The sequence below is a fragment of the Burkholderia metallica genome, assembly GCF_001718555.1.
Taxonomy (GTDB): Bacteria; Pseudomonadota; Gammaproteobacteria; order Burkholderiales; family Burkholderiaceae; genus Burkholderia; species Burkholderia metallica.
This window is the reverse complement of record NZ_CP013402.1, coordinates 512,390-527,409: the sequence shown is the minus strand read 5'-3', so window position 1 is coordinate 527,409 and position 15,020 is coordinate 512,390. Positions and strand designations below refer to the sequence as shown.

Sequence of the window (15,020 nt, the reverse complement as noted above, 5' to 3'; positions counted from 1 at the left end):
CCTCGCGCCGTCCATCCCGAAACGCCATTTCCCGAGGAAGCGATGAACGACCATTCCACGTCCAGCACCCCCAACCTGTCGGCCTCCGCGATCTGGGCACTCGAACGCCTCGCCGACGTCCGCTATGGCCGCGATGCGCCGGCGCTCGGCTGGTCGATCGGGCGGGAGCTCATCAGCGCGGGGTTCGTCAGCCACCCCGCGCACGGCCGCTCCGGCGCGGCGATCACCGCCGAAGGGCGGACGTTCCTGAAAAGCCGGAAGTAACGCGAAGGCGGGCCGGCCGCTCGATCCGCAAGCGTGGCGTGCGCGCCAGCCCGGGCAGGGGTTTTGATATGATTTCCGTTCTCCGTCTTGCCGAAACGGCCGTGGTCGACGCCCCGCGCCAGCGCGGCATCGACGTACTGACGGTCCAGCCGCCCGGCCTTCCCCCTTTTTCCGACCCGCCCGATGCCACCCGTCTCCTCCCCGCCCGTTCTCGACACGCCGCGTCTCATCCTCGAAGGCCATCCGCTCGGCGACTTCGATGCACTCGCCGCGATGTGGGCCGAGCCGAAAGTCGTCGCACACATCTTCAACGGCGAGCCATCCGCGCCACGCGACTCGTGGATGCGCATGCTTGCGTATCGCGGGCTGTGGCCGCTGCTCGGCTATGGCTACTGGGCGATTCGCGAGAAGGCGTCGGGCCGCTATGTTGGCGATCTCGGCTTCGCCGATTTCCACCGGCTCATCGAGCCGTCGATTCGCGGCGTGCCGGAAGCCGGCTGGGCACTGGCGACATGGGCGCACGGCAAGGGCTATGCGACCGAGGCGCTCGCGGCGGCGCTCGCATGGCTCGATGGGCAGCAGCGATTCGAGCGCAGCGTATGCGTGATCGCGCCGACCAACGTCGCGTCGATCCGCGTGGCGGAGAAAGCCGGTTACGGCGAACCGGTGCCGATCCGGTTCAACGACGCCGATTCATTGCTGTTTTCGCGCGCGAGCCGCTAGGCGCGACGGCGTACCGGCTCGCCCTTCCCGCTCACTCCCCGGCGGGTTCGTAGAGACTGGTGAAGAGCCCGTCATCCATCGGCCAGCAGTTGCCGCGATCGTCGAGCAGGATCCAGTCGCCCGGCTTCACCGAACGCCAGCCTTCCGGCGTGACGACCGCCCATCCGCCTTCCCGGGCTTCCACCCGATCGTGATCGCCGTCGGCGAACCACCGCGTTGCATCGACATACCTGATGCGTTTTCGAAATCGCATACCGCCACCGAAACGTTGAGACCTGACTGAGACTTGTAAAGACCGTTCGCGTTCGCGAATGGCCGTGAAACTCACGAGTGCCACGAACGGGATCGGGAGGCCCGGGCATCCGCGCCGGGCGACAGCGGCCGAGCCGTCAACGCCTGCATCGACAGCCGTGCTTCGTGCAACGCCTTCCAGCCCTCGGCCACGAGGGCTTCCAGTGTTTCCCGCGCGGTGGTGGATATCCGGATGTCGGTCTCCCGCATTCTCCCGATCGCCGCGTGGACCTCGTCGGGTTGATCGGGCACGAGCGTCATCAGGAACGTCGCACGTGTCTCCGCGGCCCGGACGGCCTCGCTCCAGTCGGCACGGGCGACCGCGACCTCGATGGCGTTCGTGAGCACTTCGATCGTGTGGATGATCTGCCGGGAGTCCATTTCGCATTCCTATCTGTCTGCCGTGGTGTCGACAAGCATGCCGTCGCAAGCGCGTGCGGCGTCAGCGCCAATCCATGCGCATTCGAGGGTGGCCGTCGCGCGTCGGGTGCGGACTACGGCGAATACCGATTACCGCCTTTCGCCGTCTCGGCCGTGAACGACGAGGGGGAAGCGCGCCCGGTTCCTCGTGGATTGCGACGATTGTAGGGAGGCATTCACCGCGGATCGTGTAATATTTCGTAATGATCTGTCGAGTAATCTTTACCTGACCTGAATCCGGCGGTGTCGCGGCGTTCGCGCAAGCCGGTTTCCGCGGGCGTGTTTGCCCGGGCGGCGTCGGGTCGGGGTTTCCTCCCGCCTGCGCGCGGGATAGCGCGCCGCCATGTGTCGCCCCGCTCACCGGGCCGGTCTTCGACGTTTGCCGCAGGGCGGCAAGGATTGCCGGACGAACGGGCGCGAAGACCGATGCAGATTTCGTCACATTCCACCGGAATATTCCGCAGTATCATCCGCGTCGCGTCGGCTACCACGCGTTCGGACCGGGCCTAACCGCACGCCAATTTCCCGTATTGCCCCCTCGTTTAGCGATGCCCACCCGAATCCTGCTCGTCGAAGACGACGCCCCATTGTCCGCGCTGATCGCAGACTATCTGCGCAAGCACCAGTACGAGGTGGACACGCTGCTCGACGGCACCGATGCGGTGGCGAGCATCGTCGCGAGTCGCCCCGACCTGGTGCTGCTCGACATCAATCTGCCGGGCAAGGACGGTTTCGAGATCTGCCGCGAGGCACGCATGCACTACGACGGCATCGTCGTGATGATGACGGCCCGCGACGAACTGTACGACGAGCTGCTCGGCCTGGAGTTCGGCGCGGACGACTTTCTCCACAAGCCGGTCGAGCCGCGCATTCTGCTCGCCCGGATCAAGGCGCACCTTCGCCGGGTCCGCATGCGGCCGGCCGATACCGCGCCGGCGTCGCCGCAGCGGTTCGAGTTCGGCAAGTTTTCGATCGACCGCGCGGATCGCAAGGTTCGCCTTCCTGACGGGAGCGCGCCGCGCCTGACGTCGACCGAATTCGACCTGCTGTGGGCGCTGGCCTGCCGCGCCGGCGAGGTGGTCAGCCGCGAAGACCTGACGGTGCTGTTGCGCGGCATCGAATTCGACGGCTTCGACCGCTCGATCGACGGCCGCATCTCGAAGCTGCGCCGCAAGCTGCGGGACGACGTCACGGAGCCGAAGCGGATCAAGACGATCCGCTGCAAGGGCTATCAGTTCAGCAAGCACGCGTGGGAGTGAGTGACGGGCCGCGCGCCCGCGTGCGCCGTCACGGCGAGCACGGCTTTGCGCACCGCCTCCGGCGGAATGCGCGATAGCGCCATCAATAGCACCGAGAGATTCTGGATGCCGCTCTGCATGCCGGGCGTGTCGAGCGCGTCGGCGAACGTGCCGGCCGTCGCACTACCGCATGTTTCCGGTATGGTCCGGCGAGTAGCGGCCGGGCTGCAGCCACACGGCTAACCGTACTGCGCCATGCCGACGGGAATCGACCGCACCGCGCCGCTCGTCTTGTCGATCGAATAGACGAAGTCGTCGAAGCGGCCCGACCGCCACGACGCGTTACCGTTCGCATGAACCGCGGCCCATCGCGACTGCACGCCGTCGACGCGCATTACGCCGCCAGTACGGCCACGGCCTTGATCTCGACGATATAACCGGGCGCGCCGCCGAGCATGTGCGCACCGACCGCCGTCCATGCCGGCTTCGGATGCGAAGCGAGGTAACGATCGCGAACCTGCATGAACAACGGCAGGTCGCGCATGTCGGTATGGAAGGTCGTCAGGTCGACCACGTCGTTGAACGAGGCGCCGGCGGCTTCCAGCACGCGCTTCAGGTTCTCGAACGCCTGCACGATCTGCGCTTCGCGGCCTTCGACCAGCTGCATCGCCGCGTCGCGGCCGATCTGGCCGGAGACGTACAGCGTATCGCCAACCATCAGGCCGGGCGCGTAGCCGATTTTCTCGTACACCGCTTCCATTCCCGCCGGAACGATGGCTTTGCGATCACGCATGGATGTCTCCATGGCCGGCGTCTCGGCGCCGGCCGGTTGGTTGTCGATGGGCACGTCGAACGCCGCGCGCGGCTCAACCCGTGTCGCCGCCCGCGACCGGCAGCACCGTGCCGGTGATGTAGCTCGCTTCGTCGGACGCGAGGAACAGGATCGGCGCGATCTGTTCGTCGAGGCTGCCGTAGCGCTTGAAGAACGTCGATTCCGTGACCTGACGCACGGCTTCGCTCATCCACGCCTGTTCCCGCTCGCTGTCGCCGGCCGCATTGCGCGGCACGCGGCGCGGCGGCGCGCTGGTGCCGCCCGGCGCGGTGGCCACGACCCGGATGTTGTGCGTCGCGTATTCCATCGCGAGCGCCGCCGTCAGCGCGTTGACGCCGCCTTTGGCCGCCGAGTACGGCACGCGGCGGATGCCGCGCGTCGCGTTCGACGAGATGTTGACGATCGTGCCGCCGCCGCGCGCGAGCAGATGCGGCAGCGCCGCGTGACAGGTATAAAGCGTCGGCATCAGCGAGCGGCGGATTTCCGCGTCGATCTGCGCGGGCTCGAATTCGGCGAACGGGCGCATGCGGATCGCGCCGCCGACGCCGTTGATCAGGATGTCGATGCCGCCGAACGTCTGCACCGCGCATGCGATCGCCGCGTGCGCGCCTTCGTACGTTTCGAGATCGGCGACGAAGCCGGCCGTGTCGCAACCCGTCGCTTCGGCCGCGACCTCGGTAACGAAATCCGCGCGATCGACGAACAGCACCCTGCCGCCTTCCGCCGCCGCGCGGAGCGCGACGCCACGGCCGATGCCCTGCGCGGCGCCCGTGACGACGATGACCTTGCCGGAGAATCGTTGCATGATCATGCCGCCTTTGCCGTGACGTTCGGGGTGAACTTCTCGTAGTGGAAGCTGTGCGGCTTCACGCCTTCGTCGTCGAAGTATTTGCGCACCGCGTCGACCATCGGCGGCGGCCCGCACAGATACACGTCGACGTCGCCGTCGTTCAGCACATCGGCCGGAATGTGCTGCGTGACCCAGCCCTTGCGCGGATGGCCCGACGCCGCATCCGCGACCACCGTCGCGAAACTGAAGTTCGGCAACTTCGCCGCATACGCCTCGATCGCGTCGACCAGCACGAGGTCGAGATCGCGCGTCACGCCGTAGATCAGGTGGACCTTCTGCTGCGACCCACTGCGCGCGAGCACCTCGAGCATCGACAGGAACGGCGCGAGCCCCGTGCCGCCTGCTAGGAACAGCAGCGGCCGCTGCACGTCGCGCAGGTAGAAGCTGCCGAGCGGCCCGTGCAGTTCGAGCGTGTCGCCGGGCTGCGCCGATTCGAGCCACGTGCTCATCACGCCGCCGGGGATCTTCTTGATCAGGAAGCTGACCTTCGAATCTGCCGGCGCCGACGAGAACGAATAGGAACGGTGCTGCCCGCTCGCGGGCACGTCGATGTTCACGTACTGGCCCGGCAGGAACACCGGCGCGGCCGCGCCGACGTCGAGTTCGAGCACGACGGCCGCATCGTTGTGCTGCTCGACCTTCGTCACCGTCGCGGCGAATCCGCTCTGGCCCGTCTTGCACGCCACCGACGACGTCGGCACCGCGATCACGCAATCGCTTTGCGGCACCATCTGGCAGGTCAGCACGAGGCCGCCGTCCTTTTCGTCCTCGGTGAGCGCGTCGTCGATGTAGTCGTCGCCGAGATCGTAGCGGCCGCTTTCGGCGCGGCACTTGCAGGTGCCGCACACGCCGTCGGAACAGTCCATCGGCAGGTTGATCTTCGCGCGGAAGGCGGCATCGAGCACCTTCTCGCCGGCCTTGCAGTCGATGAAGCGGGTTACCCCGTCCTCGAAATTCAGGGCAATCTTGTAGCTGGACATGGCGTCACCTCCACTTCGTTTTCTTTCATGACGAAACAACGGGCGTCAGACGTGATAGACGTCGAGCACCTGCCGGATGTAGTCGTTCTTCAGCACGATCTTCTTGTACGAGATCAGCAGTTCATCGCCCGCACGGCGCAACGTGACGAACATCGTGCCGAAGAAGTGATCGGTCACGCGGTAGCGGTGGTTCAGCGTGTGAAAGTTGTAGCGCACGTCCACCTCGTCGTCGCGTTCGGCCAGCACCTCGACGTTCGTCACGTTGTGGCTGGTGCGCGGCTCGGGCGTCGATGCGCCGCTGCGCTCGGTCTTGATCCGGAACACGCGATCCTCGAGGCCGCCGCGGTCCGGGTAGTACATCAGCGAGATCTGGCTCTGGTGATCGTCGGTCGTGCGATCGTCGTCGTCCCACGCGGGCATCCAGTACGTGACGTCTTCCGTGTAGCAGGTGAGCCACTCGTCCCACTGACGATCGTCGAGCAGGCGCGCTTCGCGATACAGCGCCGCGCAAATGGTCCGGTAATCGAAGTTCATGCCGCCACCTCCCCGCGTTCCTTCTTCAGCGCATCGCGCATCACGTTCACCCAGTGTTCGTGCTGGCACACGAACAGCCCTTCGTCCTCGCTGCGCTCGCCGGAAATGCGCGGGTTCAGCCCCATCTTCTTCGCGTTCTCGTCGGGCCCGTGGACCCACAACGGCGCACCGCGCGACAGGTCGTTCCACATCGCCGTGATGCCCGCATAGCCGGCCTGACACGCGCGAAACTCTTCGAGATCGTCGGCGGTGCCCATGCCCGTCACGTTGAAGAAATCCTCGTACTGGCGAATCCGCACCGTGCGATCGGCATCGCTCTCGCCCTTGGGTGCGAAGCAGAAAATCGTGACTTCCGTCTTGTCGACGGCGAGCGGCCGCACCACGCGAATCTGCGTGCTGAACTGGTCCATCAGGAACACGTTCGGGTACACGCACAGGTTGCGGGTCTGGTTCACGATGAAGTCGGCCTGCACGTCGCCGACGCGCGCCTTGATCTCGTCGCGGTGCCGGTACACGGGCCGCACTTCGGGATTCATCGTCTGCGTCCACAGCAGGATGTGGCCGTTCTCGAAGCCGTACACGCCCGCGACCGACTTGCTCCAGCTGTTCGCGTCGACGGCCTTGGTGCCGTCCTCCTTGCGGCGGCCCATCGTCGCCGCGTAGTTCCAGTGCACGGTGCTGACGTGGTAGCCGTCGCAGCCGTTCTCCATCTGCATCTTCCAGTTGCCTTCGTAGATGTAGGACGAGTTGCCGCGCAGCACTTCGAGCCCGTTCGGCGCCTGGTCGACGATCTGGTCGATGATCACGCGCGCTTCGCCGAGGTATTCCTCGAGCGGCAGCACGTCGGCGCTGAGGCTGCCGAACAGGAAACCGCGATAGTTCTTGAAGCGTGCGACCTTCTTCAGGTCGTGCGAGCCGTTCGTGTTGAACTGCACCGGATACTCGGTCGTCTTCTCGTCCTTCACTTTCAGCAGCTTGCCGGTGTTCGAGAACGTCCAGCCGTGGAACGGGCATGTGAAGCTGCCCTTGTTGCCGTGCTTGCGGCGGCACAGCATCGCGCCCTTGTGCGCGCACGCATTGATCACCGCATGCAGCTCGCCGGTCTTGTCGCGCGTGATCACGACCGGCTGACGGCCGATCCACGTCGTGTAGTAGTCGTTGTTGTCCGGGATCTGGCTTTCGTGAGCCAGGTACACCCAGTTGCGCTCGAAGATGTGCTTCATCTCGAGTTCGTACAGTTCCGCATTGGTGAAGATGTCGCGGCGGCAGCGGAATACGCCGGCCTCCTTGTCGTCCTGCACCGCGGTGGCGAGCAGGTGATCCAGGTCGGTGGCTTGATCGATCGTGGCGGACATGTTGGCTCCTCCCATGCGCGTGCCGCGTCCTGCAAGCACGCTCGCATCGGTAATCGGTTGAATCTCGCGGGAACCCGGCCGGCGGCGGCAGCGCAATCGCGCCGCCGCGCCGTCGGGCGGTTATGCCGTCGCGGCGGCGCGCGGGCGGTGGACGATCTGGTTGTCCTTGCCCTGCACCAGCGGCGTCAGCACGAAGTTGAACTCGATGTCCTGGTACGCATCGGCCTTCAGGCCGAGCGCCGTGCCGCCGGTCTTGTCGGCCACGGGCGGGATCAGCTCCTCGCGGGTCGCGTACGCGAAGTCATCCCAGATCAGCGGATCGCCGGCAATGTTGAACTGCGTCGTCAGCTTGCGGTGGTCGTGGCTGTCGACGAAGAAGTGCACGTGCGCCGGGCGGTTGCCATGCCGGCCGAGGGCGTTCAGCAGTTGCTGCGTCGCGCCCTGCGGCGGGCAGCCGTAGCCGACCGGCATCAGCGTGCGGAATTCGTACTTGCCGTCCGCGCCCGTCTTCACCGCGCCGCGCAGGTTGAAATCGCTCTGCTTGCTGGTCGGGTCGAAGTGCGAATAGAAGCCGTGCGAATTCGCGTGCCAGCATTCGACCAGCGCGCCCGCCACCGGCTTGCCCTCGAGATCCGTCACCGTGCCGTGGATCACGAGCGGGCCCGCGCCGTCGTCCGCGTCGAGGTCGATCTTCGACACGCCGTCGCGCACCGGCGCACCCGCGACGTACAGCGGCCCTTCGATCGTGCGCGGCGTGCCGCCGTCGAGGCCGGCTGCCTTGTCCGCGGCATCCATCCGGATGTCGAGGTACTTCTCGAGGCCGAGGCCGGCCGCGAGCAGCGCCGCCTCGCCGTCCTGGCCGAGCTTGTTCAGGTAGTTCACGCCGGCCCACACCTCGTCGGGCGTGATGTCGAGATCGTCGATCGCCTTGAACAGGTCGCCGAGCAGCCGCAGCACGACCTGCTGCGCGCGCGCGTTGCCGCCGTTCGTGCCGTTCGCGCCCGCGTTCGACGCGGCCTTCAGCAGATCCTGCACTTCCCGGGTATCGAAAACTTTGACGCTCATGATGGTGTCTCCACGTGTATTTGGGGGGAATGACGGCCTTTGCCCGGCCCGGGTCATCGCGCGACTTTCGTCAGCCCGTCGCGGGTGAAACGCCTGACCTTGTCCTCGTCGAGTTCGATGCCGAGGCCAGGGCCGTCCGGCACGGTCAGTTCGAAGTCGCTGTAATCGAGCGGCTGCGTCAGGATCTCTTCGGTGATCAGCAGCGGCCCGAACAGTTCGGTGCCCCACTGCAGGTTCGCGAAACTCGCGAACAGGTGCGCGGACGCCACCGTGCCGAACGCGCCTTCGAGCATCGTGCCGCCGTACAGCTCGATGCCGGCCGCATCCGCGATCGCGGCGACGCGTTGCGCGGCGAACAGGCCGCCGCTTTGCTCGATCTTGATCGCGAACACGTCCGCGCCGTGATGCTTCGCGATATCGAATGCGCTGTCGGGGCCCTGCAGGATTTCATCGGCCATCAGCGCGACCGGGAAGCGGCGCATCAGCCGCGCGAGCGCCGCGGCCGACCCCACCGGCTGCTCGACCAGTTCGCAGCCGGCATCGGCCAGCGCCGGAATCGCGCGCGCGGCCTGCGTTTCGCTCCACGCCATGTTCACGTCCACGCGCACCGACGCACGATCGCCGACGGCCTTCTTGATCTCGGCCACGTGGCGGATATCGGTATCGGGCGCCTTCGCGCCGATCTTCAGCTTGAACACGTTGTGGCGGCGCAGGTCGAGCATCCGCTCGGCTTCGGCGATGTCGGTGGCCGTGTCGCCCGATGCGAGCGTCCACGCAACCGGCAGGCGGTCGCGCCGGCGGCCGCCGAGCAGCTCGCTCACCGGCACGCCGAGCCGCTTGCCGTGCGCGTCGAGCAGCGCGGTTTCGAGTGCGCTCTTCGCGAAGTGGTTGACCTTCGCGAGCTTGCCGAGGAACGCCATCAGCGTCTGGATGCGCGTCGCGTCCCGGCCGACGATGGCCGGCGCGAGATACGTGTCGATCGCCAGCTTCATCGCTTCGGGGCTTTCCGGGCCGTACGCCATGCCGGCGATCGTCGTGCCCTCGCCGATACCCGTCACGCCGTCGCTGCAGAACACCTTCACGAGCATCAGCGTCTGGCCGTGCATCGTGGCCACCGACAGCTTGTGCGGGCGGATCGTCGGCAGGTCGACGAGGCGGGTTTCGATACGTTCGATGGTGACGGAGGACATGGGGCACGCCGTGGGGGTGAAGTTCTTGAGGCGATTTATACGTCTCGGCCGGAACGAGCGTCCAATACTTTTAGGCGGGCTTTTCAATACCTTTCAGGTATCGAGATTGGCGAATATCGGCGTGATTTCGCGGTCTGCCATACCTTTCATGACAGGCAACGAGAGCGGAAAGCCATGCTGGATCAGGGGGAGCGGCAACTGCGGTTGCGGGCCGCTGAAGACGGGAACGGCATCGGCCATCGTGCGCGGCGACGTGAAAAAAAGCGGCCTCGGCGGGCCGCTGTCAGGGTTTTCCTGATGCGTAGTCAGGGCGCGCGTGCGCGAGTTTCGCGAGATGGCGACCGGCTTCGTGGCCGGTTTGTCCGCCGCTTGCCGGCGCAGGTCAAAGTAGCCCCGTCATGATTCCCGGCGGCGGTGTCTGCGCATCCGCCCGGTCGGGTACAGGCAGGCTTCGGCATCAGCGCAATCCACCGGGCCTGCCTGCCGGCTCGCTTCGTGGCGAGTGCGGGCGATTCATCGTGCCACCGCCCCTCGGCGCGCCTTCACGACATCCCGTCGGCGCCGGGCCAGCCTCCGAGCCGCCCCTCCACCCCATACCCGTCGTCCGGCGCCGGCAGCCTCCCCAGCACCCGCTCGACCTCCAGCGCGACCGCGATCAATTCGCGATCGGTATCGGCGGCTCCATCCAGTGCGAGGCCGACCGGCAGCCCGGCCGCCGTCAGGCCGGCCGGCACGGTCATCCCCGGTACGCCGGCATTGCTGCCCGGCTCGGTATTCCGGATGTAAGTCGCGAACACCGAAGCGGTTTCACCGTTCAGGATCATCGTGTCGCCCGACGGAATCGGGCATGCGACGGCGATCGTGGTCGGAAAGACCAGCGCATCGGCGCCGCTGTCGGCGAGGCATTGCCGATACGCGGCACGCGACCGCGTACGGCGGTCGAGCGCGGTGCGATAGGCCGCTTCGCCGATCCCGTCCGGTCCGGTTATATGACGCGCGATTCGTGCGACGTCCGGGCTTCCGACGTTCGCGACGATATCGTCGACCGACAGGTCGTAGCCGTTCTCGACCAGATACGCGTGCATCGACGAACGGAATTCGTACATCGCGATGACGGCCGGCTCGTCGTCGAAGAAGTCCGGATAGTCGTTCAGATCGAGGTCGACGCACTCGAATCCCGCCTGCGCCAGCTTCGCCACCGCGGCATTCGCCACCGCGTCGACATCCGGCGCGAGGCCGCGCCAGAACGTCGTGCGCGGCACCGCGAGACGCACCGGCCGCGTCGCGCTGCGCGTCGGCATCGACGTTGGCGTGCCGGTGCCCGACAGAATCGCGTCGAGCAGCGCGATGTCCTCGACCGACCGCGCGATCGGCCCGACGGTGTCGCGCGTGCGCGAAATCGGCGCGACGCCGCCCGACGGGTAGCGCCCCACGGTCGGACGAAGGCCGACGGCACCGCACAGCGCCGCCGGAATCCGGACCGAGCCGCCGGTGTCCGTCCCGAGTGCGGCGGGCACCACGCCCGCGCCGACCAGTGCGCCCGAGCCGCTGCTGCTGCCGCCCGGAATCCGGTTGAAGTCGTACGGGTTGCGGACCATGCCCGACACGCGGTTGTTGCCCGATACGCCGAATGCCAGCTCGTGCAGGTTCGCCTTGCCCGCGATCAGCGCCCCGTGCGCCAGCAGCCGCGCGACGACCGGCGCGTGCCGCGGCGGCACGCGATTGTGCAGCGCCAGCGTGCCGTTGCCGGTCGGCAAACACGTGGTGTCGATGTTGTCCTTGATCGCGATCGGCAGGCCGAGCAGCACGTGCGGGGCGGCCGACGTCGCGAGGTCGCGGTCGCAGCGGGCCGCTTCGGCGAGCAGCCGCGCGTCGTCGACGCAGGTAAAGCCGTTCAGGTAGCGCCAGCGTGCGTGGCGCTCGATCAATGCGTACGCGTATTCGACACAGGAAAACTCCCGGCGCAGGATCGCGTTCCGGGCTTCGGTGAGCGTCAGGGTTCCCAGGGTGGGCATCGTCGTCGTTCCTCGTCACAGGGGTCGTCACAAGGTAGGACGCGCCGATTTTGACGACCATCGTCACAATGGATGACCCCGCCCATGCGCCGCGCGGCCGGTCACGCCAGCGCGGCCGCCAGGCTCGCGCGGTTGGCGACGCCCTTCTTCGCCATCACGCGGCGCAGATGCGTGCGCACCGTGGACAGCCCGATGCCGAGCGTGCGCGCGACGTCCTTGTCGGTATAGCCGGCGGCGACGAGCCGCGCGACGTCGCTCTCGCGCTCGGTCAGCCCCGCGCACGCGTGGCGCCGCCGCAGCAGCGCGCGCCGGAAAAACGGCTCGATGCCGTTCAGCAGCAGCTTGTCGCGTTCGGTGAAATCGGGCCGCCCCCGCGCCCGCCAGATCCGCAGGTCGCCCACGTGGGTCGCGCCGTCGAACGCGTAGACGTTGATGCCGTGGTGCATGCCGTCGCGGCACAGGAAATCGTTGTAGAACTCGGTGCGCTCCAGCTCGCGCCGGCTCACCACCTCGTCGACGCAGGTCGCCACGCGGCGCGCGCGCAGTGGCGACGTGACCGGGTCGATATGCTGGAACCATGCTTCGTACCGCGCGATCTGCAACGGATCGACGTTGTACGAGAACCCGTTGCACCACAGGCCGGTTCGTTCGTCGCAATCGAACGACGCGGCGAAATCGGCGCGCAGCAGTTGCGTGATCGCGGGCAGCACGACCGTCCTCACGTCGACGACCGGCCCCAGCTCTTCCAGGCGGGCGACGATGTCGCCGAACAGCCGGAGTTCCTCCGGTGTGATATCGGATGCGGAAAGGTTCATCACGTACGGTTCCTCGGCAAGCCGGTGGAGAACGCCTGCGTCGAGCGTTTCGACGGGGGCTTTCGTGACGATGGCCCGAACGGGCACGGGTTCATCACGATGCGTCATGTTACCCGGCTGATCGATGCATCGCGTAGCGCGTGTCGACTACGACAGCGTGCGGGCGCATGCGTCGCCCAGCCCGCCGACACCCGGGCGGTTTCCCGACGCACGAGCGCGACGCAACGCGGCCGGTTTCCCGGGAAGCACGACGGCCGGCCAACCGCGGCGCGACGGGCCGCGGCGTCGTTGCGCGAACGTGAAGGCCCGCTTAGTGGCCGGCAGCCGCCACCGCCTGCCACGCATGCAGCCGCAACGCGAGCCACGCGATCCCGACCGCCACCGCGCCGACCACGCCGCCGAACGTGCCGATCCACGGCAGCCCGAAGTCGCTGGCGATATGGTTGCCGATCAGCGCGCCGGCGCCGATGCCGACGTTGTACAGCCCCGAGAAGATCGACACCGCGAGGTCGGTTCCCTCCGGCGCCAGCTTCAGTACCCATGCCTGCATGGCCAGCCCGAAGCAGACGATCGCGCCGCCCCAGACCAGCGTATGCACGGACAGCGTGACGATGTTGAGCGCGCACGGGAACAGGATCAGCAGGCATCCCGCCAGCGCGACGATCGACCCGAGCAGGAAATCGTCCGGCCGGTGCGGATAGATGCGGTTGAAGCAGATCGCGGCCGGTATGCCGGCGACGCCGAACAGGATCAGCACGTACGTGATCCGGCTGCTGCTCGCATGGTTGACGCTGTGGACGAAGGGCTCGATGTACGTGTACGACGTGAAATGCGCGGACACGACGAGCACGGTGATCGCATACAGCGCCACCAGCGCGGGCTTGCGCAGGAACACGCCGATGCTGCTGAGCGACCCGGCGCCCTGGCTCGGCAATACCGGCAACGTCGCGCGCAGCAGCAGCAACGCGACGGCCGCCGCGCCGGCGATGATCAGGAACGTGACCCGCCAGCCGAACGTTTCGCCGACCACGCGCCCGAGCGGAATGCCGGCCACCATCGCGATCGCCGTGCCCATCGCCAGCAGGCTGAGCGCGCGGCTTTTGCGGTCGCTCGGCGCGAGCCGTACGGCCAGCGGCACGGAAATCGACCAGAACACCGCATGCGCGCACGCGATGCCCAGCCGGCCGACCATCAGTACCGCGAAATTCCACGCGACACCGGTCACCACATGACTGCCGATGAACACCAGCAACGCACCCGTCAGCAGCTTGCGGCGCTCGACGTGGCGCGTGGCCAGCGTCAGCGGCAGCGACACGACGGCCACGGCCCACGCGTAGATCGTCAGCATCAGGCCGACGTCGGTCGGCTGCATGTGCAGGCTGTCGCCGATCGCGCTGAGCAGCGCGACGGGCACGAATTCGGTGGTGTTGAAGATGAAGGCGGTGAGTGCCAGGGTCAGTACGCCCCACCACGAGTGCTTGGAACTGACGGCGTCCGGTGTGGCCATACCTGGAATCGACGAGACGAGGGTTGGAGGCGCGCGGCGCGGAGAAACCGCGCCCGGCGATCGCCGCGATTGTACCAGCGGCGCATGACACGGCGCGGCGCGCGGCGGTGCGCGATGGCCGCGGGACATGGTCATGACACGGCCGTGCGCCGATAATGTGCCGACATGCTTCTCGCGACCCGTTCGCCCGAACCCTCACGAACCAGGAGATTCCCATGCGCATTGAAACGTCCTTTCTGTTCGATCTCGACGGCACGCTCGTCGACAGCGTCTATCAGCACGTGCTCGCGTGGAAGGAAGCGCTCGATGCCGAGGGCATCGAACTGTCGGTATGGCGCATCCACCGCAAGATCGGCATGAGCGGCGGCCTGTTCCTGAATCAGTTGCTGCGCGAGACGGCCGGCGACATCGACGCGGAGCGCGTCGAGCGGCTCGCACGGCTGCATGCGGCCGCGTACCAGCGGCTGCGCGCGCAGGTGCGACCGCTGCCGGGTGCGCGCGAGCTGCTGACCGCGCTGTCGTCGGCGGGCATTCGCTGGGCGATCGCGACCAGCGGGCGGATGGAAACGGCCGCCATCAATCTCGAGGCGCTCGGCGTCGATCCGGCGAAGCAGGTGGTCGTCACGCGCGACCAGGTGAAATACGCGAAGCCGGACCCCGACCTGTTCCTGACGGCCGCCGCGAAATTGAACGTGCCGATCGAACATACGGTCGTGGTCGGCGACAGCATCTGGGACATGCTGGCCGCGGCCCGCTGCCGCGCGCTCGGCGTCGGGCTGCTGTCGGGCGGCTATGGCAGCGACGAACTCGAACGCGCGGGCGCGCTGCGCGTGTACGACGATCCGGCCGATCTGCTGTGGCATCTCGACGAGATTGCCGCTCGGCCCTGACACACCGGCTTCACCGGCCGCACCTGCGCGGAAGCGCCGTCTGACCGGCTA

General features: G+C 67.2%; 18 protein-coding genes. 4 read left to right on the top strand and 14 right to left on the bottom strand.

Annotated elements, in window-relative coordinates; all coding sequences use genetic code 11:
* Nucleotides 1-42 precede the first annotated feature (42 nt).
* Nucleotides 43-264, top strand: coding sequence for a hypothetical protein (locus WJ16_RS18260; RefSeq protein ID WP_069258468.1), 222 nt, complete (start codon nt 43-45; stop codon nt 262-264).
* A 183-nt stretch (nt 265-447) separates the two neighbouring features.
* Nucleotides 448-987, top strand: a complete 540-nt coding sequence (locus tag WJ16_RS18255) for a GNAT family N-acetyltransferase (RefSeq protein WP_069258467.1) — start codon at nt 448-450, stop codon at nt 985-987.
* Nucleotides 988-1,018: 31 nt separating this feature from the next.
* Here the strand turns inward: WJ16_RS18255 and WJ16_RS18250 are convergent, their stop codons facing one another.
* Together WJ16_RS18250 and WJ16_RS18245 are read right to left on the bottom strand one after the other, a co-directional pair.
* Nucleotides 1,019-1,324 (bottom strand): hypothetical protein, encoded by a 306-nt coding sequence (locus tag WJ16_RS18250; protein ID WP_236858240.1) that lies wholly within the window; start codon nt 1,322-1,324, stop codon nt 1,019-1,021.
* Entirely contained in the window at nt 1,312-1,659 is a 348-nt protein-coding gene (locus WJ16_RS18245; protein WP_069258465.1) for a hypothetical protein, read from the bottom strand. Before WJ16_RS18245 ends, WJ16_RS18250 begins: the two co-directional genes overlap by 13 nt.
* Before the next feature lie 587 nt (nt 1,660-2,246).
* On the opposite strand from WJ16_RS18245, the gene WJ16_RS18240 reads away from it, so the two are divergent.
* Nucleotides 2,247-2,957: a response regulator gene (locus WJ16_RS18240; protein WP_069258464.1), complete on the top strand. Its 711-nt coding sequence runs from the start codon at nt 2,247-2,249 to the stop codon at nt 2,955-2,957.
* Nucleotides 2,958-3,175: 218 nt separating this feature from the next.
* Here WJ16_RS18240 and WJ16_RS35320 read toward each other — a convergent pair whose 3' ends face one another.
* From WJ16_RS35320 to WJ16_RS18190, 12 genes are all read right to left on the bottom strand, one after another.
* A complete protein-coding gene (locus WJ16_RS35320) occupies nt 3,176-3,331 on the bottom strand; it encodes a hypothetical protein (protein ID WP_167375378.1) in 156 nt (51 codons plus the stop codon).
* On the bottom strand, nt 3,331-3,729 hold the full coding sequence (locus WJ16_RS18235; protein ID WP_069258791.1) for a RidA family protein: 399 nt from the start codon (nt 3,727-3,729) through the stop codon (nt 3,331-3,333). Before WJ16_RS18235 ends, WJ16_RS35320 begins: the two co-directional genes overlap by 1 nt.
* A gap of 73 nt (nt 3,730-3,802) precedes the next feature.
* Complete coding sequence (gene benD / locus WJ16_RS18230; protein WP_069258463.1) at nt 3,803-4,579, bottom strand: benzoate diol dehydrogenase BenD; 777 nt, start codon at nt 4,577-4,579, stop codon at nt 3,803-3,805.
* A complete protein-coding gene (gene benC / locus WJ16_RS18225) occupies nt 4,576-5,598 on the bottom strand; it encodes a benzoate 1,2-dioxygenase electron transfer component BenC (RefSeq protein WP_069258462.1) in 1,023 nt (340 codons plus the stop codon). Before benC ends, benD begins: the two co-directional genes overlap by 4 nt.
* A 45-nt stretch (nt 5,599-5,643) precedes the next feature.
* Nucleotides 5,644-6,132 (bottom strand): benzoate 1,2-dioxygenase small subunit, encoded by a 489-nt coding sequence (benB, locus tag WJ16_RS18220; RefSeq protein WP_069258461.1) that lies wholly within the window; start codon nt 6,130-6,132, stop codon nt 5,644-5,646.
* Entirely contained in the window at nt 6,129-7,487 is a 1,359-nt protein-coding gene (locus WJ16_RS18215; RefSeq protein ID WP_069258460.1) for a Rieske 2Fe-2S domain-containing protein, read from the bottom strand. The genes benB and WJ16_RS18215 overlap by 4 nt, the downstream gene beginning before the upstream one ends.
* 120 nt (nt 7,488-7,607) lie before the next feature.
* The gene (gene catA / locus WJ16_RS18210) at nt 7,608-8,552 is read right to left on the bottom strand and encodes a catechol 1,2-dioxygenase (protein ID WP_069258459.1); all 945 of its coding nucleotides are present in this window, start codon (nt 8,550-8,552) and stop codon (nt 7,608-7,610) included.
* A gap of 53 nt (nt 8,553-8,605) precedes the next feature.
* Nucleotides 8,606-9,742: a muconate/chloromuconate family cycloisomerase gene (locus tag WJ16_RS18205; protein ID WP_069258458.1), complete on the bottom strand. Its 1,137-nt coding sequence runs from the start codon at nt 9,740-9,742 to the stop codon at nt 8,606-8,608.
* A 93-nt stretch (nt 9,743-9,835) separates the two neighbouring features.
* Nucleotides 9,836-9,982, bottom strand: a complete 147-nt coding sequence (locus tag WJ16_RS34890) for a hypothetical protein (protein WP_157126808.1) — start codon at nt 9,980-9,982, stop codon at nt 9,836-9,838.
* Nucleotides 9,983-10,284: 302 nt separating this feature from the next.
* A complete protein-coding gene (gene iaaH, locus WJ16_RS18200) occupies nt 10,285-11,757 on the bottom strand; it encodes an indoleacetamide hydrolase (protein WP_069258457.1) in 1,473 nt (490 codons plus the stop codon).
* A 101-nt stretch (nt 11,758-11,858) separates the two neighbouring features.
* Complete coding sequence (locus WJ16_RS18195) at nt 11,859-12,572, bottom strand: helix-turn-helix transcriptional regulator (RefSeq protein WP_069258790.1); 714 nt, start codon at nt 12,570-12,572, stop codon at nt 11,859-11,861.
* Between the two features lie 310 nt (nt 12,573-12,882).
* On the bottom strand, nt 12,883-14,079 hold the full coding sequence (locus WJ16_RS18190) for a sugar transporter (protein ID WP_069258456.1): 1,197 nt from the start codon (nt 14,077-14,079) through the stop codon (nt 12,883-12,885).
* A gap of 215 nt (nt 14,080-14,294) precedes the next feature.
* Between WJ16_RS18190 and WJ16_RS18185 the strand changes: the two genes are divergently transcribed.
* Nucleotides 14,295-14,969 carry an HAD family hydrolase gene (locus tag WJ16_RS18185; protein WP_069258455.1) on the top strand — a complete coding sequence of 225 codons (675 nt, stop codon included), beginning with the start codon at nt 14,295-14,297 and terminating at the stop codon, nt 14,967-14,969.
* Nucleotides 14,970-15,020 lie beyond the last annotated feature (51 nt).

Coding starts and splice junctions, on each gene's coding strand:
- WJ16_RS18260 (WP_069258468.1), top strand. CDS start 43: ATGAACGACCATTCCACGTCCAGCACCCCCAACCTGTCGGCCTCCGCG.
- WJ16_RS18255 (WP_069258467.1), top strand. CDS start 448: ATGCCACCCGTCTCCTCCCCGCCCGTTCTCGACACGCCGCGTCTCATC.
- WJ16_RS18245 (WP_069258465.1), bottom strand. CDS start 1,659: ATGGACTCCCGGCAGATCATCCACACGATCGAAGTGCTCACGAACGCC.
- WJ16_RS18240 (WP_069258464.1), top strand. CDS start 2,247: ATGCCCACCCGAATCCTGCTCGTCGAAGACGACGCCCCATTGTCCGCG.
- WJ16_RS35320 (WP_167375378.1), bottom strand. CDS start 3,331: ATGCGCGTCGACGGCGTGCAGTCGCGATGGGCCGCGGTTCATGCGAAC.
- WJ16_RS18235 (WP_069258791.1), bottom strand. CDS start 3,729: ATGCGTGATCGCAAAGCCATCGTTCCGGCGGGAATGGAAGCGGTGTAC.
- benD (WP_069258463.1), bottom strand. CDS start 4,579: ATGATCATGCAACGATTCTCCGGCAAGGTCATCGTCGTCACGGGCGCC.
- benC (WP_069258462.1), bottom strand. CDS start 5,598: ATGTCCAGCTACAAGATTGCCCTGAATTTCGAGGACGGGGTAACCCGC.
- benB (WP_069258461.1), bottom strand. CDS start 6,132: ATGAACTTCGATTACCGGACCATTTGCGCGGCGCTGTATCGCGAAGCG.
- WJ16_RS18215 (WP_069258460.1), bottom strand. CDS start 7,487: ATGTCCGCCACGATCGATCAAGCCACCGACCTGGATCACCTGCTCGCC.
- catA (WP_069258459.1), bottom strand. CDS start 8,552: ATGAGCGTCAAAGTTTTCGATACCCGGGAAGTGCAGGATCTGCTGAAG.
- WJ16_RS18205 (WP_069258458.1), bottom strand. CDS start 9,742: ATGTCCTCCGTCACCATCGAACGTATCGAAACCCGCCTCGTCGACCTG.
- WJ16_RS34890 (WP_157126808.1), bottom strand. CDS start 9,982: ATGGCCGATGCCGTTCCCGTCTTCAGCGGCCCGCAACCGCAGTTGCCG.
- iaaH (WP_069258457.1), bottom strand. CDS start 11,757: ATGCCCACCCTGGGAACCCTGACGCTCACCGAAGCCCGGAACGCGATC.
- WJ16_RS18195 (WP_069258790.1), bottom strand. CDS start 12,572: ATGAACCTTTCCGCATCCGATATCACACCGGAGGAACTCCGGCTGTTC.
- WJ16_RS18190 (WP_069258456.1), bottom strand. CDS start 14,079: ATGGCCACACCGGACGCCGTCAGTTCCAAGCACTCGTGGTGGGGCGTA.
- WJ16_RS18185 (WP_069258455.1), top strand. CDS start 14,295: ATGCGCATTGAAACGTCCTTTCTGTTCGATCTCGACGGCACGCTCGTC.